The organism is Desulfovibrio sp. Fe33, from assembly GCF_028532725.1.
In the GTDB taxonomy this organism is placed as follows: domain Bacteria; phylum Desulfobacterota; class Desulfovibrionia; order Desulfovibrionales; family Desulfovibrionaceae; genus Pseudodesulfovibrio.
Genome location: NZ_JAQKGU010000016.1, coordinates 18412 through 41834 on the forward strand (window position 1 = coordinate 18412; position 23423 = coordinate 41834).

Annotated in this window: 18 protein-coding genes; 8 read left to right on the plus strand and 10 right to left on the minus strand. The window is 62.1% G+C overall.

Annotation, left to right across the window (positions count from 1 at the left end; translation table 11 throughout):
• Positions 1–35 precede the first annotated feature (35 nt).
• The gene (locus tag PSN43_RS15580) at positions 36–1115 is read left to right on the plus strand and encodes a lipid II:glycine glycyltransferase FemX (protein ID WP_272701663.1); all 1080 of its coding nucleotides are present in this window, start codon (positions 36–38) and stop codon (positions 1113–1115) included.
• Positions 1116–1119: 4 nt separating this feature from the next.
• Here PSN43_RS15580 and PSN43_RS15585 read toward each other — a convergent pair whose 3' ends face one another.
• Positions 1120–2154: an acyltransferase gene (locus tag PSN43_RS15585; RefSeq protein WP_272701664.1), complete on the minus strand. Its 1035-nt coding sequence runs from the start codon at positions 2152–2154 to the stop codon at positions 1120–1122.
• Positions 2155–2458: 304 nt separating this feature from the next.
• Here PSN43_RS15585 and PSN43_RS15590 point away from each other — a divergent pair, with 304 nt between their 5' ends.
• Entirely contained in the window at positions 2459–4294 is a 1836-nt protein-coding gene (locus PSN43_RS15590) for an asparagine synthase-related protein (protein ID WP_272701665.1), read from the plus strand.
• Positions 4295–4298: 4 nt separating this feature from the next.
• Here the strand turns inward: PSN43_RS15590 and PSN43_RS15595 are convergent, their stop codons facing one another.
• Both PSN43_RS15595 and galE read right to left on the minus strand, forming a co-directional pair.
• Positions 4299–5093 (minus strand): hypothetical protein, encoded by a 795-nt coding sequence (locus tag PSN43_RS15595; protein WP_272701666.1) that lies wholly within the window; start codon positions 5091–5093, stop codon positions 4299–4301.
• Positions 5094–5164: 71 nt separating this feature from the next.
• Complete coding sequence (gene galE, locus PSN43_RS15600) at positions 5165–6193, minus strand: UDP-glucose 4-epimerase GalE (protein ID WP_272701667.1); 1029 nt, start codon at positions 6191–6193, stop codon at positions 5165–5167.
• Positions 6194–6518: 325 nt separating this feature from the next.
• On the opposite strand from galE, the gene PSN43_RS15605 reads away from it, so the two are divergent.
• Entirely contained in the window at positions 6519–7883 is a 1365-nt protein-coding gene (locus PSN43_RS15605; RefSeq protein ID WP_272701668.1) for an NAD-dependent succinate-semialdehyde dehydrogenase, read from the plus strand.
• A 260-nt stretch (positions 7884–8143) separates the two neighbouring features.
• Here the strand turns inward: PSN43_RS15605 and PSN43_RS15610 are convergent, their stop codons facing one another.
• On the minus strand, positions 8144–8674 hold the full coding sequence (locus PSN43_RS15610) for a ferritin-like domain-containing protein (protein WP_272701669.1): 531 nt from the start codon (positions 8672–8674) through the stop codon (positions 8144–8146).
• A 268-nt stretch (positions 8675–8942) separates the two neighbouring features.
• On the opposite strand from PSN43_RS15610, the gene PSN43_RS15615 reads away from it, so the two are divergent.
• Positions 8943–9407 carry a methylglyoxal synthase gene (locus PSN43_RS15615; protein WP_272701670.1) on the plus strand — a complete coding sequence of 155 codons (465 nt, stop codon included), beginning with the start codon at positions 8943–8945 and terminating at the stop codon, positions 9405–9407.
• A gap of 284 nt (positions 9408–9691) precedes the next feature.
• Here PSN43_RS15615 and nhaB read toward each other — a convergent pair whose 3' ends face one another.
• The 3 genes from nhaB to PSN43_RS15630 form a co-directional block, all read right to left on the minus strand.
• On the minus strand, positions 9692–11314 hold the full coding sequence (gene nhaB / locus PSN43_RS15620) for a sodium/proton antiporter NhaB (RefSeq protein ID WP_272701671.1): 1623 nt from the start codon (positions 11312–11314) through the stop codon (positions 9692–9694).
• 181 nt (positions 11315–11495) lie between these two features.
• Entirely contained in the window at positions 11496–13295 is a 1800-nt protein-coding gene (locus PSN43_RS15625; RefSeq protein WP_272701672.1) for an SLC13 family permease, read from the minus strand.
• A gap of 43 nt (positions 13296–13338) precedes the next feature.
• Positions 13339–13947, minus strand: coding sequence for a universal stress protein (locus tag PSN43_RS15630; RefSeq protein ID WP_272701673.1), 609 nt, complete (start codon positions 13945–13947; stop codon positions 13339–13341).
• 555 nt (positions 13948–14502) lie between these two features.
• On the opposite strand from PSN43_RS15630, the gene PSN43_RS15635 reads away from it, so the two are divergent.
• Together PSN43_RS15635 and PSN43_RS15640 are read left to right on the plus strand one after the other, a co-directional pair.
• On the plus strand, positions 14503–15909 hold the full coding sequence (locus PSN43_RS15635; protein WP_272701674.1) for a response regulator: 1407 nt from the start codon (positions 14503–14505) through the stop codon (positions 15907–15909).
• The gene (locus tag PSN43_RS15640) at positions 15858–16571 is read left to right on the plus strand and encodes a S16 family serine protease (RefSeq protein WP_272701675.1); all 714 of its coding nucleotides are present in this window, start codon (positions 15858–15860) and stop codon (positions 16569–16571) included. The genes PSN43_RS15635 and PSN43_RS15640 overlap by 52 nt, the downstream gene beginning before the upstream one ends.
• Here PSN43_RS15640 and PSN43_RS15645 read toward each other — a convergent pair.
• Both PSN43_RS15645 and PSN43_RS15650 read right to left on the minus strand, forming a co-directional pair.
• Positions 16549–17880 carry a sigma-54-dependent transcriptional regulator gene (locus tag PSN43_RS15645; protein ID WP_272701676.1) on the minus strand — a complete coding sequence of 444 codons (1332 nt, stop codon included), beginning with the start codon at positions 17878–17880 and terminating at the stop codon, positions 16549–16551. The two genes, PSN43_RS15640 and PSN43_RS15645, sit on opposite strands and share 23 nt — an antisense overlap.
• Positions 17877–19319 carry a sensor histidine kinase gene (locus tag PSN43_RS15650; RefSeq protein ID WP_272701677.1) on the minus strand — a complete coding sequence of 481 codons (1443 nt, stop codon included), beginning with the start codon at positions 19317–19319 and terminating at the stop codon, positions 17877–17879. The genes PSN43_RS15645 and PSN43_RS15650 overlap by 4 nt, the downstream gene beginning before the upstream one ends.
• Before the next feature lie 122 nt (positions 19320–19441).
• Here PSN43_RS15650 and ybaK point away from each other — a divergent pair, with 122 nt between their 5' ends.
• Both ybaK and PSN43_RS15660 read left to right on the plus strand, forming a co-directional pair.
• Complete coding sequence (gene ybaK, locus PSN43_RS15655) at positions 19442–19906, plus strand: Cys-tRNA(Pro) deacylase (protein ID WP_272701678.1); 465 nt, start codon at positions 19442–19444, stop codon at positions 19904–19906.
• Positions 19907–20026: 120 nt separating this feature from the next.
• Positions 20027–21640: an aldehyde dehydrogenase family protein gene (locus PSN43_RS15660; protein ID WP_272701679.1), complete on the plus strand. Its 1614-nt coding sequence runs from the start codon at positions 20027–20029 to the stop codon at positions 21638–21640.
• Positions 21641–21733: 93 nt separating this feature from the next.
• On the opposite strand, the gene PSN43_RS15665 is transcribed toward PSN43_RS15660, so the two are convergent.
• On the minus strand, positions 21734–23423 hold a 1690-nt coding region (locus tag PSN43_RS15665), incomplete at its 5' end, for a VCBS domain-containing protein (RefSeq protein ID WP_272701680.1).

Here is a 23423-nt window from a genome sequence, read left to right on the forward strand (position 1 = left end):
AGCGCGTTGATAGAGCAAGGAGACAGGGACGGGTTATGGATATAGTGATCGCTACCGAGAAGGACAGGGCCGACTGGAACGACTTTCTCGCCCGTTGTCCGAACGGCAATTTGCGGCAGACGTTCGCCTGGGGCCGGATCAAGGCGAAAGCCGGTTGGGAGCCCATTCCCTTGATGGCGAAGGGGGGCGGAGAGGTTCGGGCGGCGATGCTGGTCCTGAAAAAAAGGCTGCCTTTGGGCTTTTCCCTGTTGTACGCCTGCCGCGGACCCGTCTTGTCCTGGGACGACGGCGAGGCCGTCCGGACGCTTTTCGATTGGGTGCGGCTCAATGCCGGGCGTCACAAGGCCATCCTGCTCAGGATAGACCCGGAGCCGGGGGACGACGCCCTGATGGCGCGGCGGCTGGCGGACGCCGGTTTTGTTGAATTGGACGTGCCGTACACCGGCTGGAACCGGACGCGCTACGAGATACGCCTGGCCCTGAAGCCGGAAGAGTCCATCGACGAGCTGTTCAGCTCCTTTAGAAGGACGCATCGCCAGAACATCATGTCCGCAGGCAAAAAGGGCGTGACGTTGGAGATCGGCTACAAGGACGGTGATGACCGGCTGTTTTTCGACCTGATGCAGCAACTGGAATCCAACAAGCACGCGCTCTATCATAGTTTCGAATACTATTCCGGCACGATCGCGGAATTGCTGGCCGAGGGCCGGGGGGAAATCCTGAAGGCCGTGTATGAAGGCAAGGTCGTCGGCGTGCTGGTTCTTCACGTGGTGGGAGACCGGTGTTGGGCCGTGTACCAGGCCAACGATTACAACTACCGCAAGCTCATGCCGAATAAGTTCGTCCTCTGGGAGGCCATCAAGTACGCCAAGGAAAAGGGCTGCGTCTTTTTCGATATGGGGGCGACCCAGGGACGCTCATTCAATCCCGATTCAGCCCTGGACGGCTACAAGATGGCGTACCGGCCCGACGTGGTCGATTTCCCGCCGTATTACGACCTGCCGCTCAATCGCGTGCTGTACAAGTGCTTTTCGCTTTTGGAATTCAACCTCATTCCCCGCCTCTACGACATGCGGCGCAAGTGGGAAAATACGAAGAAGAAATTCACGGCCTGACGGGCTAGGGCGACAGCCAGCGCGTGTGTCTGTTCGTCCTTAGCAGCCAGGCGAGCGCCAGGGACGCGAGAGAACAGACCAGGAACACGAAGAGCCCGAAAACGAGAGGGGGGAGCCGCAGGTAGCTTTCCAGCTTGTCGAATCGGAAGAGCCAGATGAACAGGGGATGTGAAAGGTATATGCCGAAACCGCACAGGGCGATTTTCGTAGCCGCGTTGCTGAACGCGGTACGCGTGATGCGGACATCCCTGGCTATGAAGTAGGCGGCGAGGACCATCGGGAGTTGCTGAATGAAGCTGTATCGCATGGTGGACGTCACGAGGTCGCAATTCCCGGTGGCGGCGACGATATCCCGGGCGGAGAGGAAGTTGTAGCCGAAGCCCGCGACTCCGAGCGCGAGGAGCAGATATCTGTATTTGCCCTCGAAGGAGTGCATGAAAGTGCCGAGGTAAAAATAGAAGACGTATACGGGTATCCTGCCGACATGGCCGAGGTCCACGAATGCCTGGCTCGCGAACAGCAGGACGCCGGACAGGAGCAGGAAAGCGCGGCTGTCGAAGATGCGGAAGTTGTTTTTCAGGATGATGATGAAAGGCGCGGCCAGGATTATCAGTATGAAGTCATACATGAACCACAGGTGGTAGTAGGACATCTTGTGCGGGACTTGGGACAGGACGGCGGCGACCGTGTCCCAGTTCGTTTCCCAGGTCACGTTCGATGTGCCTCTGATGAAACAGAAAATGACGGACCATGCCAGGAACGGCGGCAGTATTTTCCAAGCCCGGCGCCGGTAATATGCGGGGATGTCCCTGATGGTGAACGTGCTTGGAAACAAGACCCCGCTCAGGAGAAAGAAGATGAGCACGGGCCAGCGAAGGGCCGCAAAGACCGCAAGGTGGGTCTCCCAATAGATGGCGGGGGCATTGCCGCAGGCGAACACAACGGTTTGGATGCTGTGGAGAAGGACGACGCCCGACATGCAGACGCATCTGAGCAGGTCGAGACCGGCATCCCTTTGGCGCAATGTTTTGTCGGCCATGTCGTCTCCTGTCGGGTGGGGAATCCTGCCGGTCGGGAACCGGATGAATGCGCAACGGGTTTCGACTGCCCGGGGATGCAAGGGAGCGCCTCGGCAGTCCTTCTTTTCAGCGTAAAGTTAGCATAATCGCATATGGAAAAAAATAATAAAATACATGCGGCAGGCATGACCCGCCGCATCGGCTGCAGCAACGGCTTCAATCCGGCCGATTTGACGGAAAGGCCGCGCGTTCCTTCCGCAAGACGGAGCGCGAAGTCTTGAACCGGCAGTTTGCGCCCTCGTAGGGCCAGGGAGAGTGGATATCATGCCTGCTTCGCTTATCGTTGGTTTGGATGAAGGGCGGCTCGGTGTCGAGCTGGACGGCAAGGCGGCCAGAGGGGCCGATCCTGCGGGACGGCTGGCATTGTCCTCGGCCTCGGGGGCGGAGTGGGCGATCCATTCCGGTTGCAGCGACAAATGCGCCCTCGGCGGAACGCGGATATATGAGGACGACAGGTATGCGGCCTGTTACGCCGGGGCCTTGGTCGACCGCGACGCCATCCCCTGGCGGGAAATCCTGGACGGTCTCGAAGCGGGCGACGACGGCGTGTTCAGGACGCTTCAGGCCAACCATGCCATAATGGCGTATCGCAAGGACGAGCGCGCCGTGTACCTGGTGTCGGACAAATTCGGCCAGCATTCCCTGTTCATGGGGATGCTGGACGGCCGTTTCATCGCGTCCACGTCTATGCTCACCTTTCTGCACGTGCTGGATTCTCCCGAGCTCGATCCGGCCTGGCTGCACGACTTTTTCTTTTTCAACTATCCCCTTGAGAGCACCACGCTGCTCAAGGGCGTGGAACGATTGGGACCCGGCCGGGTGGTGCGCGTCGATCTCTCGACCGGCGGGCGGGAGGAGCGGCGGTACGCTCCGCAGCTTGAGCGGCAACCCTCGTCAATGACCATGCGCGAGGCCCAGGCTCTCGCGTTCGAGGTCTTCAGCGACCGGTTCCCGCACTACTACGACAACATCCTGCCCGACGGGTGCGGTGTGGGCGTGACGGGCGGTTTCGACGCGCGTATCGTGGCGTCCTACATGCCGGAAGGCGTGTCCGCCCATCTCTACACCTATGGCATAGAGGGCTGCTCCGACATGGTGAACGGCAGGAAGGTGGCGGGCAAACTCGGGCTTGAGCACCACGCCTTCGCGTTCGGCTCCATGGGCGCGGAGGAATTGTGGAATTTGGCGGCCGACACCGTCTACTACTCGGGCGGCAGTCTCAACGCCATGCGGGCCACCCTGGCCAAGGTTTACCGCCACCTGACCGGGGCCGGGCTCGGCGTCATCCTGACCGGCGTGTCCAGCGGGCATTTTTTCCGGGGCGTATTTTCGACGCCGCAGGTGCTTTCGGACGCCATCGTCAAGCTCATCCGGGACCCGGCGTACGCTCCGGAGGCTTTTTACGGCGAGCTTTTCCGGGACAGGGACGCGCTGCTCGATTCCTTCGAGGCGAAGCGCCGCCACTTGTTGGAAGGGCTCGGCTGGGCGCACATGCCAGTGGAAGAGCGGCACATGAGCTTCATGCACTATGAGCAGGCGCCCAAGTATTTCGGTGGGGAACTTGTCTTCGCCGAGAGCTTCGGCCACATGCGGTCCCCGTTCTGGGACGCCCGCATCCGGGGGCTTTCCCATGAGATTCCCCTCAGCACGCTTTACAACTCGCTCTTTCTGGGGCGCAGGACCACGCCGTGGGAATCCAAGGCGATGCTGGGCTACATCCTTGCCCACGGCAGGCTCAGGCATCTGAATGTGGACGGGATGCCGCCTAAATATTGGGCGGCCGGAACGAAGACAGGATATTATGTCGGCAAGATCATCCACCAGGGCCCGGGCAAGCTCGCCCACAGGCTGTTCCCGAAAACCGGCGGCCACGTGCCGTTGGAGGATTGGGGCAGTTGGGTGCGGAAGGCTTTCCTGCCGAAGCTCCGGGGAACCATGGCGGACTCTCCGCTGTCCCGGTACATCGACCCGCAAAAGGCCGAAGCCATTCTCGGCGGAGACATGAACGACCCCATGACCATGCATTGGACCGGCAAGCTGCTCACCGCGTCCCTGGTCCTTGATCTTGTCGAAAGGCGGATGCCGCAATTCACGGCGTGACGCTTCAGGATGTCAGGCTGCCCTTGATCCTTTTCATCAGGTTGAAGAGGGCGGGCCACTTGCGCACATAGGGGCGCACGTCCAGGGCGGTCGCCACCCTGTAGCAAAAACGGCCCAGGGGCGGCACACGGTGGGCCATGCCGTGGGACATGGCTATCCGGCACGGGTTGCAGGTGCCGCAGGCCTCCCCAAGGAAGTTGGGTCTGTGGCAGAACCAGGACATTTCCAGAATGTCCAGGAAGTCGTGTTGTCTCGCGATTTCCCTCATTTCCACCTTGGTCAGGGTGATGATGGGAAAAGAAAACATGCCGAATACCGCGAATTCGTGTTCATGCCCTTCACGTTGGGCCACGCGCCGCACGCCGTCTTCCCCCTCCTCGAGCAGGGTATGGACCGTCGCGTAGCATCCGACCGGCTGCCCGAAGTCGTTTTCGATGCATATTTCGGCATTCTCGATGCCGAACTGCTTGGTGGCTCTCGCGAGCCATTCGTATTGCCCCCCGAAGTGGATTTTTTTCACCAACTCTTCCGCGTGGCGGGCGAGTTCCGGGTCCGGTTTTATGTCGGTGCGGTCGTACATGACGGTGGGCAACAGGTATTGCCCGGCTTCGGGAAATCTGGCCAGGGTTTCTTTCTTGATCTTGGCCATGGCCTGTAGTTCCTGCGGCAGGGACCATCTTTCCGGGTCAAGAATGTAAATGGGCTGTACGGGACGCTTCTCGATAAGCAGCAATTGAAGCATTCTGAAGGTCGAGTCCCAGCCTCCGGTATTGAGCAGATTCGCAGGCGTTGTTTTCATCGCGTGTCCCGTCCTGTGGCGGATTGTCAAAAGGAATGGGGGCCGGAGGCCGTTCCGGTTTCCCGCTTCGTTTATTCGTTCGCGTATCCCTTGGGGTTTTTCGACTGCCAGTTCCAGGTGTCGCGGACCATGTCCTCTATGCCGTGGGTGGCTTCCCAGCCGAGTTCGCGCCTGGCCTTGTCCGTGGATGCGTAGTTGGCGGCCACGTCGCCCGGGCGGCGGGCCACGATCTCATAGGGGACGGGCACGTTGTTGACCCGCTCGAAGGCCTGGATCAGTTCAAGCACGCTGCATCCCTTGCCCGTGCCCAGGTTGTGGACCATGTAGCCGGGGTCCTCTTCAAGCTTGCGCAGGGCGGCGACGTGGCCGCGCGCCAGGTCCACCACGTGGATGAAGTCGCGCACGCCGGTGCCGTCCGGCGTGTCGTAATCGTCGCCGAAGACGCGGAGCTTTTCGAGCCGTCCCACGGCCACCTGGGAGATGTACGGCATGAGGTTGTTGGGGGTGTCCGACGGGTCTTCGCCGATGAGTCCCGAGGGGTGCGCGCCCACCGGGTTGAAATAGCGCAGGACGGACACGTTCCAGTCCGGCTCCGCCGTGTGGAGATCCTTGAGGATTTCCTCGATGTAGAGCTTGGTGCGCCCGTAGGGGTTGTAGGCGCAGGTCGGGGTCTCTTCGGTCAGGGGCAGCTTGTCCGACAGGCCGTAAACCGTGGCCGAGGAGCTGAAGACGATGTTTTTCGCCCTGCCCGCAGCGCTCATGACCTTGCACAGGTTGATGAGGCTGAGCAGGTTGTTTTCGTAATACATGAGCGGCTTTTCCACGGATTCGCCCACAGCCTTGTGTCCCGCGAAATGGATGGCCGCGTCGATGATCTCGGTCCGGAACAGGGCCTCTACCTCCTCAAGACGGCAGAAGTCCATGCGGTGCAACGGAATGGACCGGCCCGTTATCGCCTCGACCCGTTCCATGGCCACGGGCGAGCTGTTGCAGAAATTGTCCGCGCAGATCACTTCGTATCCGGCGGCCAGCAATTCGATACAGGTGTGGGTGCCGATGTACCCCGCGCCTCCCGAGACCAGAACCTTCTTAATCTTCATGGGGAATCCTCGTGTCCTTGATCCGGTCCCTGCGGCCGGATGCATTCGTCTCTTCGGCCCGTCCAGGCCTGAAATTCCAGCGGGTATACAATCAGCAAATAGGCGGATTTTGTCCAGTCAAAATGGCGATGAAGGCATTTCGTTACGCGACGGACATGATTGTCGGAGCACTGGGGCCCCGGGCTGGACAACCCCGGCGATCCGTCTTACCCCGAAGGCAGTGCCGGGGTCAGGCCGCAAGCCGGCGGCCCGGCACTGCCTGCAAGTGTTTACTGCGGCCCGTCCCTGGCGGCCCGTTTCCCAACCTTCTGTCCGGAGAAGACATATGCCTTTACTGAGCACGAATCCAATGACCGGAGAGGTCACGAATACTTTTGAGGAGTGGACGCCCGATCGGACGGCCGCCGCCGTGCGGTCTGTCGCCGAGGGGTACGCTGTCTGGAAGGACGCCGGTTTCGCCCGTCGCGCCGAGAGCCTGGTCAGTCTGGCGGGCGTGCTGCGCAGGCGGGCGGACGAGTTCGCGGAGATCATGGCCGGGGAGATGGGCAAGCCGGTGAGTTACGGCCGCGCCGAGGTCCTCAAGTGCGCGGCCGTGTGCGAACACTACGCGGAGCGCGGCGAGGCCATGCTGACGCCCGAGCCGGTGTCTGGCTGCGGCCGGGAGGCCTTCGTTGATTTCGCGCCCATGGGCACGGTCCTGGCCGTCATGCCCTGGAATTTCCCCTTCTGGCAGGTCCTGCGCGTGGCCGCGCCCACCCTTATGGCGGGCAACACCCTGGTCCTGAAGCACGCTTCCAACGTGCCCCGATGCGCTCTGGCCATCGAATCCGCTTTCCGTGAATCCTCCTTTCCCGACAACGTGTTCCGCACCCTGCTCATCGGCGCGCGCCAGGTGGAGTCCGTCCTGGACTTCGATTCGATCATCGGCGTGAGCCTTACCGGCAGCGAGGGGGCGGGAAGCAAGGTCGCGGCCGCGGCGGGAGCGCGTCTCAAGAAGTGCGTCATGGAATTGGGCGGCAGCGATCCCTTTGTGGTCCTGGCCGACGCGGACGTGCGGAAGGCGGCCGGTGTGGGCGCGTTGTCCCGTTGCGCAAACGCGGGCCAGACCTGCATCGCGGCGAAGCGGTTCATCGTGCACGATGCGGTATACGATGAATTCGTCGAGGCCCTTGGCGCGGAGATGGATGCGCTCAAGATGGGCGATCCCATGGCGGAGGACACCGTGATCGGTCCCATGTCCTCGTTCGGTTTGCGCGCGGACCTGCAAAGCCAGGTCGAGCGATGCGCGGCCGCGGGCGGCAAAATCGTGAAGGGCGGAATTCCGTCCGACAGCGGCGGGGCGTTCTACCCTCCGACCATCATCGAGGGTGCGCCGTTCGACGCGCCGGTCTGCCGCGAGGAGTTCTTCGGTCCCGTGGCCCTGGTTTTTCGGGCCGTGGACGAGGAGAGCGCCATTGCCATGGCCAATGATACGCCATTCGGCCTGGGCGGTTCGGTGTGGACCCGGGACGAGGCGCGCGGGATGGCCCTGGCCCGGCGCATCGAGGCCGGAGCCGTGGTGGTCAACGGGCTGGTGCGCAGCGATCCGCTCATGCCGTTCGGCGGCATCAGGCGGTCCGGTTTCGGCCGGGAGCTTTCCCATTTCGGCATCCGCGAATTCGTGAACATCAAGTCGGTCATTCGCGACTAGCGAGTGCTGCCGCAAAGGTAAAGGGAACTATTCCTTTTCCTTGAAGGCGAAAATCAGGCGTTGAGAGCCGCTTTGCGGCAATTGTCGGGTGATTTCGCCTCCGGCGGGCAAGGGCTCGCACCCTTGCATCCCCTGTATGCGCCTTCGGCGCGGGTTTTTTCTCGCTCCGCAGCATTCTGTCGTGAAAGCGGGGGAGGATAGCAATGAAAAGGCCCGGCCAGTGACGACTGGCCGGGCCTGTATGTTCCGTGTGGGCAGGGTTATTCCTGTCCGGTGATGACGAAGCCCTGCGGGGCCAGTCCGGTGGAGGAAGAAGTACCTGCGATGCGGGAGAGATAGGTATCGCCCAGGTTGGCGATATGGTCCTTGACGGCGTCGAAGTAGTTGAAGTGGGCCTGCTCCTCATCGATGATCGTTTCAAGCAGCTTCACGCTGATGGAGTCGCCGTTTTCGCGGCAGACCAGGAGGAACTGGTTGTAGACGTCGATGGTGTCGTCTTCCTCGCCTGCGTCGTAGGCGTAGATGACGTCGATCTTCTGTCCCTTGGACACGGGCTTGGAGAGGTGGTCGGTGGGTTCGCCGCCCAGTTCCTTGACCCGTTCGGCAAAAGCTTCGGCGTGGCGCATTTCGTCGATGGCGATGAGTTTCATCTTGGCGGCCAATTCACCGTAATCCATGTCGTCCAGGTTGTAGTGCTGGTTCATGTATTGGTGAATGGCCTGCAACTCCATGGAACGGGCCTTGTTCAGGACTTCGATGACTTTTTGACGCCGTTCTTCCTTGGTGGACATGTCTTTTCTCCTTGATTTTTTTTAGGGCGATTCGGGTGAACCTGGCGGTTTGTTGCCCGAGTTGTCACATTGTTGCGAATGTTGCCACGGACGGCATACACTCATAGCTGAAAAAATAACTACCGGCATGGATTCAGTCAAGACGGCGCGTGCGATTCCCTGCGTCCTCATGCGGATTTCGCCGCTTGTCGACGGTGTCGGCGGGTGATAGTGGGTACGGCGTGGCCGCCGGGAGCGCGGCCGGACCCGCAAACAGTCCGGAGACGACATGGAAAGGATCAAGAACATCGCGGTGGTCGCTCACGACAACTGCAAGGACGAACTGCTCGATTTCATGGATTGCAACCGCGAGGCCCTGGTCAGGCACAACCTGATCGCCACGGGAACCACGGGACGGCTGGTGGAATCCCTGCTGTCGGCGGGCGGTTCCGGCGAAGGGGAGCCCAAACGGGTCCTGCGGCTCAAGTCCGGCCCGTTGGGCGGCGATCAGCAGCTCGGGGCCATGATAAGCGACGGCAAGGTGGACATCCTCATCTTCTTCTGGGACCCCATGGAACCGCAGCCTCACGATGTGGACGTCAAAGCGTTGTTGCGGCTTGCCGTCCTCTACAACATCCCCACGGCCAGCAACCGCTCCTCGGCCGAGTTCCTGATTTCGTCGGCCTTTTTCGACCATGAATTCAGCATCAAGCCGGGCCGTTACTTCGAGTACGCCGACCGGAATTTGAAGTAGGCCGGGATTGCCGGATCGCCTTGTACAATAAGAGGAACTCCCTCGTTAACTCCTTGAAGAAAAAAACAGGCGTTGGAAGCCGCTTCGCGGCAATTGTCGGGTGATTTCGCCTCCGGCGGGCAAGGGCTCGCACCCTTGCATCCCCTGTATGCGCCTTCGGCGTGGTTTTTTCCCGCTCTGCGGCGTTCTGCTTTGAAGGCGGGGAGTTAAATATATAGGTTTCAAAAAAAGGGGCTCCCGAGATGATCTCGGGAGCCCTTTCAGTTTGTGTAATGCGCGGATGATTAGAGGAAGAGATACACCGCCGTCAGTCCGGCAATGGACATGGTGATGGTGTAGGGCAGCGCCAGCAGGACCATCCGTCCGTAGGAGAGGCGGATGACCGGGGCCAGGGCGCTGGTCAGCAGGAACAGGAACGCCGCCTGGCCGTTCGGAGTGGCCACGGACGGGATGTTGGTTCCGGTGTTGATGGCCACGGCCAGCTTGTCGAAGTGCTCCATGGTCGACCGGACCAGTTCCGCAGTGCCCTGCGGGAGCGTGGCGATGACGTCGGCCCGCGCAACGTGGGGATCGGTCAGTTTGGCCATGAGGGCCTGGCCGGTCATGCCGATGTTCGGGATGGTGTCCAGAACGTGGACGAAGTGCATCTTGGTCTCGGAGATGTAGACCGTGGCGACGAAGACGTTGTCGGAGATGGAGGAGAGCAGGCCGTTGGCGATGAAGTAGGCCACCAACTGGTTCTGTCCCTTCATGCTCAGGACGAATCCGATGATCGGCGCGAAGAGTCCCTGGCTGTGGATGACCGCGACCACGGAGAAGAAGACCACCAGCAACGCGGTGAACGGCAGGGCTTCTTCAAAGGCGTGGCCGAGCTGATGTTCCTCGGTGACGCCGGTGAAGGCGGTCAGGAGGATGATGACCGACAGGCCGATGAGACCGACCGCCGCGAGGTGGAAGGCCAGGGCGGCGATGAGCCACAGGCCGGTGACGGCCTGGATGACCAGCTTGATCTTGCCTTTGTCGCCCTGTTTCTGCTCCATCTTGATGGCGGTTTCCAGCAGGAAGGACCGGATGTTGCCGGGCAACTGGTAGCCGTATCCGAAGAGGTGGAACTGTTCCACGGCGAGACAGGTCAGCAGGCCCACGATGAGGACCGGGATGGTGACGGGCATGGCGTGCAGGAAGAACGGGATGAAGTGCCAGCCCATTTCCGCGCCCACCAGCAGGTTCTGCGGCTCGCCGACCAGGGTGCACACGCCGCCGAGGGCGGTGCCCACCGCGCCGTGCATCATCAGGTTGCGCAAAAAGCCCCTGAACTGAAGCAGTTCTTCGCGGTTGGTGTCCTTGACGCTGTCGTCGCAGATCAGGTCATGGGTGGACGCGTTGTCCTGCCCGGATACGAACCGGTGATAGACGTTGTAGAATCCGTAGGCCACGGCCATGATGACGGCCGTGACTGTCAGGGCGTCCAGGAAGGCGGACAGGAAAGCGCCCGCCAGACAGAAAAGAAGCGCGATGGCCTTCTTGGAGCGCACCCGCACCAGAATGCGGGTGAAGGTGAACTGCAAGAAGTCCTTCATGAAATAGATGCCGGCGACCATGAAGATCAGAAGCAGGATGACTTCGAAGTTCTTCAGGGCTTCATGGTACACCGTTTCGGGAGTGGTCAGGCCCATGATTACGGCTTCCAGGGCGAGCAGGCCGCCTGCGGGAAGCGGATAACATTTCAGGGCCATGGCCAGGGTAAAGATGAATTCGGCGATGAGCGCCCATCCGGCAATAAACGGGCCGACTGTCAGCATGAGCACGGGGTTGAGGACGAGGAACCCGATGATGGTCAACTTGTACCATCCAGGGGCGTTTCCGAGGAAGGTTTCGACAAAGGCTTTTGACAACGGTGTCTTCATTCGATTCTCTCCTTCAATACGGCGAAAACGCCCCTGATGGCCGTTGTCGCGGACAAGAATCCGCTTGGGGCCGAGGCGTAGCGTCGATGAAAAAAATCTTTTTTGGCTAGGGGTTGTGTGAGTCTTTCCTCATTTAACCGAGAAAAGGCGCCGGTAACGATTACCGGCGCCCCGTCGGCTGTTAGTAGAATAGCATTAAGCCGGATACCATGACAACCATGTAGAGCAAGGTCATTCCGGCCCCGCTTTTGACGTAGTCGATGGTGCGGTATCCGCCCGGGCGCATGATGAGCGCGTTGACCTGGTGGGTCGGCAGGATAAACGTGTTGGAGGCGGCAACGGCCACAGTCAGGGCGGCAACCCTGGGGTCCACGCCCGCGTTGAGGGCCATGTTCATGGACAGCGGGACGAGAAGCACCGTCGCGCCCACGTTGGAGGCGACCAGGGTGAAGAAGGAAGTGAGGACGCCGATGACCGAGAGCAGGACCAGCGCGGTCGGCGTGCCGAGGGCCGCCATGATGGTGTCCGCGATGAATTTGGCCGCGCCGGTGTTTTCGAAGGCCATGCCCAGCGGGATGAGGCCGCCGAGAAGGAAGACGGTCATCCAGTCCACGGATTGATACGCCTCGTCGATGGTCAGGACCTTGGTCAGGACCATGCCCAGCGCGCCGGTCAGGAGCGCGATGGAGAGCTGGACGTGGAAACCGAGGATCATGGCCAGGGCGACGGCCAGCCAGAGCACGGCCAGCCATGCCTTGTCCGTGCGCAGCAGCTCGCCTTTCACTGTTTCGGTGAAGACCAGGTCCGGCAGCCCCTTGAGCAGGTGGAACATCTCCCATCGGCCGTGCAGGAGCAGGGCGTCGCCGGATTCGATGATGATGTCGGACAGGCCGCTGACGAAAATCTTGTCGCCCCGAAAGATGGCCAGGGGGGAGACCTGGAACCGTTCTCGGATGCGCAGCTCGGCGAGGGTCTTGCCCATGAACTCCGAACGGGGCGTGACGATGCCCTCCATGATGCCCGCGTTGTTGGGGGAGAGCTCCTCGGCGAAGGAGGTCAGCTCCGGGCGCAATTCCCAACTCAGGTCCCGGGCCATGATCTCCGCGAATTCGGGCGGGCCCACGACCACGATCTCGTCGCCGGGCCGGATGGTTTCGTCGGGCGAGGGGGCGAAGATGTGTTGCTTGCCGTTCCCGCGGCAGATGGCCACCAGCGTGCAGAAGTAGATTGGCCGGATGTCGAGGGACCGGAGCGGGGCCTCATTGGTCCAGTCGGCGGGCACGGCCAGTTCGTACAGGGAACCGATGTTGTTGTAGGTGCCCGTGAGCACGGAGGACATGGGGCCGGAATTTTCCTCGGACGATCTGTTGGGCAGGATGAAACGGCCGAACAGGATGAAGTAGATCAGAGCCGCCGCCACCAGGAGCAGTCCGAGAGGCGTGACGCCGAACAGGTGGAAGGCTTCGTATTTGCGGCCGCCCACGATCATCAGGTCGTTGAGCAGGATGAGCGGGCTGGAGCCGACCAGGGTCAGGCAGCCGCCGATGATGGCGCAGAATCCCATGGGCATGAGCAGCCGCCCCACCGGGACGCCCGTCTGGTTGCCGATGCGCTTGGCGGCGGGCAGGAAAAGCGCCGCCGCTCCGATGTTTTGCATGAAGCCGGAGATGACGGCCACGGTCCCGGCGATCAGGGTCATGATGCGCGATTCGCTCTTGCCCGCGAAGCGCAGGATGATCCGGGCCATGGTGTTCATCACGCCGGTCTTGTCGAGCCCCGCGCCGATGATGATGACTGCGATGATGGACACCACGGCGTTGCTGCTCAGGCCGCTTATGGCCTGTTGCGGCGTGACCAGTCCGAGCAGGGGCAGCAGCACCATCATGATGATGCCGACCACGTCGACCCGTACCCATTCAAAGATGAAAAGCAGTATGGCAAGCAGCAATACGGCCAAAACCGTAAGGATTTCTGGGGTCATGAGCGTCCTTGGAGTAAGCGGACGGTTGCCGTCCAGGACGGGCCTATTTCGTCCGCAGCACGGCCCTGGTGTAGACTGGGATGCGGCTTCTGTTCTTGCAGACGGCTGCGGAGTCGTCCATCACGTAACGGAAGCCGGGGTCCTGTTCATGCATGTGGGCGACAATGGCGCTCTCGTCTCCCTGCCGGATTTCGTGGCGGAAGCACAGGCCTGCGTCGGAAGCCTTGTGGCTGAAATATTCGATGTCGCGTTCGGCCTGGCTGCGGAATCCCTCGAAATCCCATCCGGACTCGTCGACGTTGACCGCGACCAGGGAGCTGTGGGTCTTGCGGGCCATGTCCACGGCATAGTCGGCGATGCCGCGCGAGAATTTCCGATCCTTGCAGACCACGAGTATCTTGTATTGCGTCTTTTCCCCACAGACGAGCTGGGCGGCGGTTGCGGTCGGGGCGGTCCTGGCCGCCGCATGGGCGCGGCGGTTGTCCTTGAGGCGTTTCAGGAACGTCATCAACGGGGAACCTGCCGATTCCTCCTGGAGATGAAGTTCGTGGCAGACGACCCACGTGCCCACACTGCACGTGTTGCAGTTTGCCGCCGCCTGGGCCGCATAATGCTTGTCCACCACCTGTTTGACCGCACTGAAGAGAGACATTTGTTTTTCCTTGCTGATTTTGGGTTTCGAGTTGTTGTGCGAACCTGCCTGGACACGCAGTATCAAAAGATATGCCAAGGAATGTAATTGATTTAATATGCTGAAAAGTATGGTTTAAATAATTGTGTCCCCTTGCGCGCCATCTCCTTGTGATGCAAAGTGCAACAGTTGTTTCCCCGGATGGCGTTCGGCAGGAGCAAGATGGCGCGGTACAGCCGTTTCCATGTGGGTGATGCAGTTTGCAACGGCAAGGCGGCCCGCGTCGTCGATTCAGGGGAAGGGCGAGGGACGGTCGCTGCTCGGCGAGCGGATTGCCCCTTGTCTTGAGGGGAGAGAATCGGCGGGCGACCGTGGCGGACAGCCGCGTGACGGGGCGGGCGGGGCACGGTGGAGAGAATAGGTGCAGGCAGGTTCCGGCGGGGGATACCGGTGTTGCACATTGCAACCTTAACAAGCCGGTTTCAGCATGTTAGGTAAATATTATAAGACCATAAGGCGTCGACGCCTGAACGGGCACCGTCTTTCCATTCAACTCCGCAACAGGAGGCAACGGTCATGGGCTGGTTCGGCAAACGAAGGTCTTCCATTCCCGCAGAGGAGGAACCCGTCAGGGTGGAGCCCTTTGGCGCGCGGTCCGCGCCGCCTCCGGAGCACAGGCCCCTGCGCGACCAGGTGGAGGCCGCAGGGCTTCCGCCCGAGATTCTCGAGGCCGCCACGGCGGAGTGCGACCGCATGGAGGGCCAGGACCCGGCCTCGCCGGAATACTCCATCAGTTTGAATTTCCTTGAAGTCATCCTGTCGCTGCCGTGGAACACGGCGACCAGCGACAACCTGGATATCGTCCGGGCGGAAGAAATTCTCAACGCCCGTCATTACGGATTGCACCGCGTCAAGGACCGGGTACTTGAATTTCTCGCGGTGAAAAGCCTGTGCGCCCGGCGCAATCCGCGCATCCTGCTCGTGGACGACGAACTCATCGCCCGGGAAAATCTGACCATAGTGTTCAAGGCGGACGGCTACGAGGTCGAGGCCGTGGCCAACGGCCTGGAGGCCGTGGCGGCCATGGAGCGCGAACCGGCCAACATCGTCGTGTCGGACCTCAAGATGGACGGCATGGACGGCATGGAGCTGCTTGCGGTCCTGCGCAAGCGGTGGCCGGACACCAAGGTGGTCATGATTACGGGCTACGCCACGGTGAAGACCGCGGTGGACGCCATGCGCCAGGGGGCCGACCAGTATTTGGGCAAGCCGGTCAACCTGACCACGCTGCGCCGGTACGTGGCCGAGCTGTGGGAGCAGAGCCTTCGGGCCAGGCACTTGCGCGGGTTCGTGCTTTGTTTCACCGGCCCTCCGGGCATGGGGAAAACATCCATAGGCAAGGCCGTGGCCGAGGCCCTGGGCCGCAAGTTCATTCATCTTTCCCTGGCCGGGCTGCGCGATGAGGCCGAGTTGCGCGGGCACCGGCGGACCTATGTGGGGGCCATGCCGGGCCGGATTATCCAGGGCCTCCGCAAGGCCGGCACCCGCAACCCGGTTATCCTGCTCGACGAGGTGGACAAGGCGGTTCGGGATTTTCAGGGCGACGCCGTTTCCGTCCTGCTCGAAATGCTCGACGCGGAGCAGAACACGGCCTTTGTCGATCATTACCTTGGTCTGCCCTTCGATCTGTCCAATGTCCTGTTCATCTGCACGGCCAACGGGGTGGACCGGCTTCCGGCCCCGTTGCGCGACCGTCTCGAGATCATCGAGTTCCCCAGCTACACGCCGGGAGAGAAGTTGCAGATCGCAACCCGCCATCTCATTCCCGAGCTTTTGAACCAGCACGGCCTGGACGACAGGCTGGTGACGGTTCCCGCCGAGACCCGGCCCGGCTCATCTCCGGCTACGCCCGCGAATCCGGCCTGCGCGGATTGCGCCAGCAGATCGCTTCGCTTTGCCGAAAGCTGGCCAAGCGCGTTCTGATCGAGGGCGAGGACCCGGTGACTGTGGATGAAGCCATGCTTCAGGAGCTCCTCGGCGCGCCGACCCATTCCTGCGCATCGGCCAGGGCCACTCCCCGTGTCGGCCTGGCCGCCAGCCTGGCCTGGACCGAGGACGGCGGCGAGATAATCTTCGTGGAGGCGGCGCGAATGCGGGGCAGCAAGCAACTTATTCTGACAGGCTCCCTGGGCGAGGTCCTGCGCGAGTCGGCCAGGACCGCGTTGAGTTTTTGCCGCAGCCGCGCCGAGACCTTCGGCATAGATCCGGCGTTTTACGCGGATTCGGATATCCACGTGCATATCCCGGCGGGCGCGATTTCCAAGGAAGGGCCGTCGGCGGGCGTGGCCATCACGCTCGCGCTTCTCTCCCTGCTCACCGGGCGGCCCGTGCGTCGGGACGTCGCCTCCACCGGCGAGCTGTCGCTGCTGGGCGAGGTCCTGCCCGTGGGCGGCATCCGCGAGAAGCTCATGGCCGCGCGCGGAGCCTGCATGTCCGTGGTCATCCTGCCGCAGGGGTGCGAGGCCAGGGTGGGCGCGGTCGAAAAAGAAGTGGTCGAGGGGCTGGATATCCGTTTCGTGACGACCATGGAGGAGGCCGCGGCCATCGCCCTGTGCGGAACGGCTACTCCAGGCGGAAGCGTTTGATCTTGCGCCACAGTGAGACGCGGTCGATGCCCAGGACGCGCGCGGCCTGCGTCTTGTTCCCGGCCGAAGCGGCCAAGGCCTTTCTGATGCAGCTTTTCTCCATGTCCTCCAGCGTGGGAAGCGAAGCACTGATTTCGGTTTCGGCGATCTCGTTCGGCAGAAGCTCCGGAGTGAAGACCGCGCCCTGACCGAGGGCAAGCGCCCGCTGGACCACGTTTTCGAGTTCGCGCACATTGCCGGGGAAGGGGTAGGACGTCAGAATATCCAGGGTCTCCTGGGCGATGGAGTTGACGGTCTGTCCCGGCTGGCGGTGTTTTTCCAGGAAATGGCCGACCAGAAGGGGGATGTCCTCGCGGTGTTCCCTGAGCGGCGGGGCGTGGAGGGTGACCACGTTCAGCCGGTAGTAGAGGTCCTGCCGGAACTCTCCCTTTTCCACCAGTTCGTGCAGGTCGCAGTTGGTGGCCGCGATTATTCTGATGTCCACCGGAATTTCCCTGGTGCCGCCCACGCGCAGGAAGTTGCGTTCCTGCAGAACCCTGAGCAGCTTGACCTGCATGTTCAGGGGCAGCTCCCCTATTTCGTCGAAAAAGACCGTACCGCCGTCGGCGGCTTCGAGGATGCCTTTCTGGGTCCGGTTCGCTCCGGTGAAGGCTCCTTGCTCATGGCCGAAAAGTTCCTTGTCCATGAGCTCGGCGGTGAAGGTGCCGCAGTTGATGGCCATGAACCGCTCGTGCGAGCGCGGGGAGAGCATGTGGATGCCCCGTGCCACCAGCTCCTTGCCGGTGCCGGTTTCGCCCTGGATGAGCACGTTGCAGTTCATCTGGGCCAACTGCCGGACATCCTTCTTGAGCTGGATGAAGATGTCGCTCTGGCCCACCAGCGGCAGGTCGCGTTTGCCCTCGGCGACGATTTCCCTGAGCCGAATGACCTCCTGGGACAGGGCGTGCTGCTCCAGGGCGCGCGCCACCTGCAATCGCAACTCGTCGAGCTTGAGCGGCTTGGCGATATAGGAGTGGGCGCCTTTCTGCATGGCCTTGACCGCGTTGGCCACGGTGGCGTGGCCCGTGATCACGATGACGGTGGTGGGGGAGTGGTGCGCGCGGATGTGTTCGAGCAGCCTGATGCCGTCCATTCCCGGCAGCATCAGGTCGGTGACGACCAGGTCGAAATCCTTTTTGTCCATTTCGCGGAGCGCTTCCTCGGCCGAGGCCAGGGCCGTGACGGCATGGCCGCAACCGGTCAGCACGTGGGTCAGGTTCTCCCGCGCGATGCGCTCGTCTTCGACAACCAGTATGGACGCGTCGGTCATGCCTCCTCCTCAGGGTCAAGGGGCAGGGTGATGATGAACGATGTTCCCTTGCCCGGTGCGGAGTCCACGCGGATGGAACCCCGGTGTTCCTCGATGATGCCGTAGACGATGTAGAGGCCGAGGCCCGTGCCTTGCCCCACTTCCTTGGTGGAGAAGAACGGGTCGAAGATGCGTTGCAGGGTCGTCGGGTCCATGCCCGGGCCGTTGTCGGAAATGGTCAGGATCTTGTGGCCCGGCTCCCGGGCGGCGCGGATGCTGATGGTGCCTTCCGCGCTGCCGATGGCCTGGATGGAGTTGATGATGAGGTTGAGCAGCGCTTCCTGGAACCGCTGCCGGTCGAGGAAGAGGGTCATATCCTCCGGCACGTCGACGTCCACGGAGATATGCGCTCCGAGCTGGCTTGAGACCAGACGCACGGCGCTGCGGAGCAGGTCCCTCAGGTTGCATGGGCCGGGGTGGAAATCCTTGTGCCGGGAAAATTCGAGCATCCCCTTGACGATGTCGCGGGCGCGCAAGGTTTCCTGGCTGATGTTGCGCATCATCTTGTCCGCGAACTCGTCCTTGCCGCCGGTTTCCTCGGCCAGGATCTGGACCGAGGTGGAGATGTTGTTCAGGGGATTGTTGAGCTGGTGGGCGATGCCCGAGGCGAGGGTCCCGATGGAGGAGAGCTTCTGCGCCTGGACCAGTTGGGTCTGGCGTTTCTTGAGCTCCTCCACCATGGAGTTGAGGGCCACGAAGACCTGCTGGATTTCGTCGCTGTCCCCCCGTACCGGCAGGGGCGAGAAATTGCCCCGGGCGATACGCCGCGTGGCTTTCTGCACCTCGCGAAGCGGGCCGAGGATGGCCTTGGACACGAAGAGGACCAGGGTCAGGACCACCACGGCCACGGCGGCCATGGAGATGAACAGGGTCATGCGCAGCCGCTGGTTGATGTCCAGGATGTTGCCGCGTTCCAGCTCGGCGATGGCCTTGGAGTGTTCCACCAGGCTTTGGCCGGTCTCGCGCAGGGCCTGGGCCTCGGGGCTGCCTTCACCTGTGCCGGGAGGAGCCGTGCTCAATTCCACGAGCAGTTGGCCGTAGCGCGCCATGCCTTGGGCCAGCGCCGCGTCGTGGCGTTCCCCGTGGAGTTCGGCGATGCCCCCGGACAGCTTGCCGAGGATGGCTCCCGCCTGATTAAGATTGGTGCGCCCAACGGAAAAGAGGGATTCGTCACGGTAGAGGAAGTAGTTTTTTTCCTCGCGCCGGATTTCGAGGATGAGATTGCGCAGGTCGTCGGCCCGCTCCACCAGAAGAACCGCTTCCTGCAACCTGTCCAGCGTGGACAGCGAAAGCACGGCGATGCTGCCGAAGGCCAGGGTGAAGATGGCGATGCCGAGTATGATGGTTTGTCTCAGGTTGGGTCTGACCATGCCAGGTCCCTTCATCCGCATGGTGTGCATGAAACAGGAATATGCCTCGTGCCGGTAAAAGGCAAGCGGGGCGCGGTTTCGGACGGTCCGTGCGCGGCCGCGTGCGGGATTCGCGCTTGCGCGTACGGGCCTCTTTCGATAGGAAAACCCCCATGACACCGGCAATCAATGCGGCCAAGAAGGCCAAGATACAGTACACGGTCCACGAATATGAACATGACCCGGCCGCGCCGTCTTTCGGCGAGGAGGCCGCGGAAAAACTGGGCGTGTCCCCCGAGCGGGTTTTCAAGACCCTGGTGGTGGACGCGGGCGGCCGGCTCGCCGTGGCCGTGGTTCCGGTCCTGCTCAAGCTTGATCTCAAGGCCGCAGCCAAGGCCCTGGACGCCAAGAAGGCGGCCATGGCCGAGGTCAAGATCGTGGAGCGGACCACCGGCTACGTGGTCGGCGGCGTGAGCCCGCTCGGCCAGAAGAAGCGCCTGCCCACGGTAATCGACGCTTCGGCAGAGGCCTGCGCGACCATCTTCGTCAGCGGTGGCAGAAGGGGCCTCGATATCGAACTTTCCCCCGCCGACCTGGCCGGGCTTACCGGCGGGGCCTTCGCTCCCATCGCCCGCTAGGCCCGTTTCGGCCTGTCCCGGCTCTCCGGGTAAAAAGCGGTTGTCTTCCGGGACCTCCTTTTTTATTGTGTCCGCCCGGACATAATGCGGTGTTCCGGCAAACCTGGAACCAGAGACGTCATGAGCACATCCAGCACGTTATTCCCCGAAGAATCGGATATTCCCGAACCGTTCCGCTTCGACACCCCACTGGAATTGAACGAATACCTCCTAGACGGCCGTATAAGACGCTGGGACGGCGAGATGCAGCGAGTCGATTCCGTTATCGAGACCGCTGTCGACGGCGTCTATGCGCCCAAACATCTGGGTTTCTGCCCCGCGATGGACGCGAAGGCCGGAGCGGCCGCCGTGGCTTCGACCCTGGCGGCCTGGGACAACGGCATGGGAGCGTGGCCGACTATGTGCGTGGCCGACCGCATCGCGCATGTGGAGGAGTTCACCCGCCGCATGATCGCGGTGCGCGACGAAATCGCCCGCCTCATGCTTTGGGAGATCGGCAAGCCATACAAGGAATGCCGCGTGGAGTTCGACCGGACCGTGGAGTACATCCGCGATACCGTCGACGCGCTCAGGGAGCTTGACCAAAATTCGTCGCGATTTGTCGTCGAGTCCGGCATCTACGCCCAGATTCGCCGTGCGCCCCTCGGGCCGACCCTGTGTATGGGGCCGTACAACTATCCTTTGAACGAGACCTTCGCCACGCTCATTCCGGCGCTGCTCATGGGCAACACGGCGATCATCAAGCCTCCGCGCCGGGGCAGGCTCTTTTTCGCTCCGCTCCTGGAGGCCTTTCGCGACTGCTTCCCGGCGGGAGTGGTCAACCTGGTTTTCGGCGACCGGCACCTCGTCAGGCCGATTCTTGAATCCGGGGCGATAAACGTCCTGGCCTTCATCGGCTCCAGCAAGGCGGCCAAGGCTATGCGGATGCTCCACCCCAGCCCCAACCGGCTGCGTTGCATCCTCGGCCTGGGAGCCAAGAACGCCGCCGTGGTCACGGAGTCCGCGGACATGGACCTGGCCGTGTCCGAGGCCGTGTCCGGCAGTCTCGCCTTCAGCGGCCAGCGATGCACGGCCCTCAAGATTCTCTTCGTTCATGAAAACGTGGTGGATGAGTTTCTTCGCCGATTTAACGAAAGCCTCGTGGACATGCCTGCGGGTATGCCGTGGGAAGAGGGCGTGCGCATCACGCCGCTGCCCGAACCGGGCAAGATCGAATACCTGACGGAGCTGGTCGGGGATGCCGTGGCCCACGGCGCAAAGGTCGTGAACCCCGGCGGCGGGGCGGTGGATAGAACCCTGTTCCATCCTGCCGTGCTTTATCCCGTCAACAGGGATATGCGCGTCTATCACGAGGAGCAGTTCGGCCCGGTCGTGCCCATCGTGCCGTTCCGGGATGTGGAGACTCCCATCCGTTATATCGTCGAGTCCAGCTACGGCCAGCAGATGTCCATTTTCAGCGACGATGCGGCCGAGGTCGCCTCGCTGGTGGACCCCATGGTCAACCAGGTCTGCCGGGTGAACGTCAACAGCCTGTGCCAGCGCGGACCGGACACATTCCCTTTCTCCGGGCGCAAGGATTCGGCCGAAGGCACGCTGTCCGTGGGCGACGCCCTGCGTTGCTTCTCCATCCGCACGCTGGTGGCGGCCAAGGACACCCCGCGCAACAAGTCCCTGCTTTCGGATATAGCACGTACCCGCAAGTCCAATTTTCTGAGTACGGATTCCTCCGTATAGCGGGGGCGGGGTCGACGCCTGAAAAAAGGAGAGAGGCTTGGAGGGAATTCCCCCCAAGCCCCTTTTTGTTTGTCGCCGGATAGTCCGGCACGGTTACATCATGTTGTCGTTGCCGGAGTCGATGATGGTCTGGATGAGCGCGTTCAGGTCTTCGCTCGTGGTTATATCCGCCACCTGGTTCACCGCATCATGCACGGGGGATACCCCGAGGAGGTTGACCGTGATGTACTCGTTCCCGTCTATGTCGGAGAAGACCAGGCTGACATCCTCGGTGTTCGAGAGGACATCCACGGTCGTTCCTTCCAGGTTGCCGAGCGCGAGACGGTCGTCGTCACTGAAGTCCGTGATGTTTATCACGGCGTGATCGCCGCCCGTGACGAGCGGATCAATGACGATGGTGTCGCTGCCGTCCCCGGAGGAAACGGTGTCGCCGTCCGCCGGGAAGAGTACGTCGTTGCCGTGCGTGCCGGTCAGGACGCCGGTTCCGCCCGCGGCGCCGGTCGCATTAACGTTCAGGGAAACCTCGATGTAGGCGGTGTCGGTGCCTCCATGGCCGTCGGACACGGTGTACTGGAAGAGGTCGGTCACGCTGCGGTCTAGGTTTTGCCAACCGCCTTCGCCGTCAACTTCCTCGTGCGGGGTGTACGACCATTCGCCGGTCTCGTAGATCTTCAGCGAGCCGAATTCGCCGTCGATGAGGTGGTAGTTGCCGTTCAGGTCGGTTCCGGCGCTCGACGAATTCCCCGGAATGTTGCTGGAGTCGATGGCGGACACGGAGAGCTCCATGAGGTTCATGTCGCCTGCCGCCGCCGCATCGTCGAAGTCCACGTTGTCCACGTCGTAATCGTTGGCGAGAACGTTGCCTTCGGCCGTGCCGGTGATGGAGTTCTCTCCGCCGGTTACGGTGGTCAGGCTTTCCATGCCGAACGATCCGTTCGGGATGAAGACGATGGTGTCGAACTCGAAGCCGGGGGTGATGTCCACCGCGTTGCCCACGTTGGTGAACAGGACGGGCTCGCCGCCTCCCACGGGGTAGACCCAGGCGTTGACCTGGTTGTTGCCCTGGGCGACGAACTCGATGCTGAACGACTCCTGGGGCGTGTCGAACTCGAAGGTAATCTGTTCGGTGCCGTCCTGATCGTCGACCCTGCGGTCGTCGCTCGTGCCGTTGGTGTAGATGCCCAGGTGCTGGTTGTTGCCCCAGGTGGTGAACCGGACATCGTCAATCGAGTTGCCTTCGGCGTCGAAGGCCTCCGCGGTCATGATGTAGCCCGGACCGTAATAGACCGAGCCGGATACGCCGCTCCAGTCGTCGATGACGGTCTCCACTGTATTCGTGATGAAGATGTCGTGCGAGCCGTCATGGACCGCCACGGGGGAGTCGTTGGCCCCGGAGATGGTGATGGTCAGGGTGGCCGAGCCGGTCAGCGCGCCGCCCGCCTGGTTGTCGGAAACCACGTAGGTGAACACGTCGCGCACGTCCGGGTCGCCGCTGTTCAGCGGGTCGGTTGCGTCCCTGTCCTCCACGTAGATGTAGGAGCCGTCGCTGTTGAGGTACAGGGTGCCGTATTCGCCCTCGATGACGTGGTCGGCCTCGTAGAGGTCGCTGACCCTGTCGGGCGGGCTTCCTTCGCCTGAGTAGACGATGGATTCCACGGACAGATCGTCGGGTGCGTTGTCCACATCGCTGTCGTTGTCGAGCACGTTGCCGGAGACTTCGGCCGCGGCCGCGCCGTCCACGGTCTCGGTCAGGGCGTTGGCGTCCACGACCGCTACGGGGGAG

Bases quoted from the DNA above. Each gene is read 5' to 3' on its own strand.
- nhaB (WP_272701671.1), bottom strand. From the start codon at position 11,314: ATGAAGACACCGTTGTCAAAAGCCTTTGTCGAAACCTTCCTCGGAAAC.
- PSN43_RS15615 (WP_272701670.1), top strand. From the start codon at position 8,943: ATGGAAAGGATCAAGAACATCGCGGTGGTCGCTCACGACAACTGCAAG.
- PSN43_RS15585 (WP_272701664.1), bottom strand. From the start codon at position 2,154: ATGGCCGACAAAACATTGCGCCAAAGGGATGCCGGTCTCGACCTGCTC.
- PSN43_RS15660 (WP_272701679.1), top strand. From the start codon at position 20,027: ATGAGCACATCCAGCACGTTATTCCCCGAAGAATCGGATATTCCCGAA.
- PSN43_RS15650 (WP_272701677.1), bottom strand. From the start codon at position 19,319: ATGCACACCATGCGGATGAAGGGACCTGGCATGGTCAGACCCAACCTG.
- PSN43_RS15645 (WP_272701676.1), bottom strand. From the start codon at position 17,880: ATGACCGACGCGTCCATACTGGTTGTCGAAGACGAGCGCATCGCGCGG.
- ybaK (WP_272701678.1), top strand. From the start codon at position 19,442: ATGACACCGGCAATCAATGCGGCCAAGAAGGCCAAGATACAGTACACG.
- PSN43_RS15605 (WP_272701668.1), top strand. From the start codon at position 6,519: ATGCCTTTACTGAGCACGAATCCAATGACCGGAGAGGTCACGAATACT.
- PSN43_RS15590 (WP_272701665.1), top strand. From the start codon at position 2,459: ATGCCTGCTTCGCTTATCGTTGGTTTGGATGAAGGGCGGCTCGGTGTC.
- galE (WP_272701667.1), bottom strand. From the start codon at position 6,193: ATGAAGATTAAGAAGGTTCTGGTCTCGGGAGGCGCGGGGTACATCGGC.
- PSN43_RS15630 (WP_272701673.1), bottom strand. From the start codon at position 13,947: ATGTCTCTCTTCAGTGCGGTCAAACAGGTGGTGGACAAGCATTATGCG.
- PSN43_RS15580 (WP_272701663.1), top strand. From the start codon at position 36: ATGGATATAGTGATCGCTACCGAGAAGGACAGGGCCGACTGGAACGAC.
- PSN43_RS15635 (WP_272701674.1), top strand. From the start codon at position 14,503: ATGGGCTGGTTCGGCAAACGAAGGTCTTCCATTCCCGCAGAGGAGGAA.
- PSN43_RS15625 (WP_272701672.1), bottom strand. From the start codon at position 13,295: ATGACCCCAGAAATCCTTACGGTTTTGGCCGTATTGCTGCTTGCCATA.
- PSN43_RS15610 (WP_272701669.1), bottom strand. From the start codon at position 8,674: ATGTCCACCAAGGAAGAACGGCGTCAAAAAGTCATCGAAGTCCTGAAC.
- PSN43_RS15595 (WP_272701666.1), bottom strand. From the start codon at position 5,093: ATGAAAACAACGCCTGCGAATCTGCTCAATACCGGAGGCTGGGACTCG.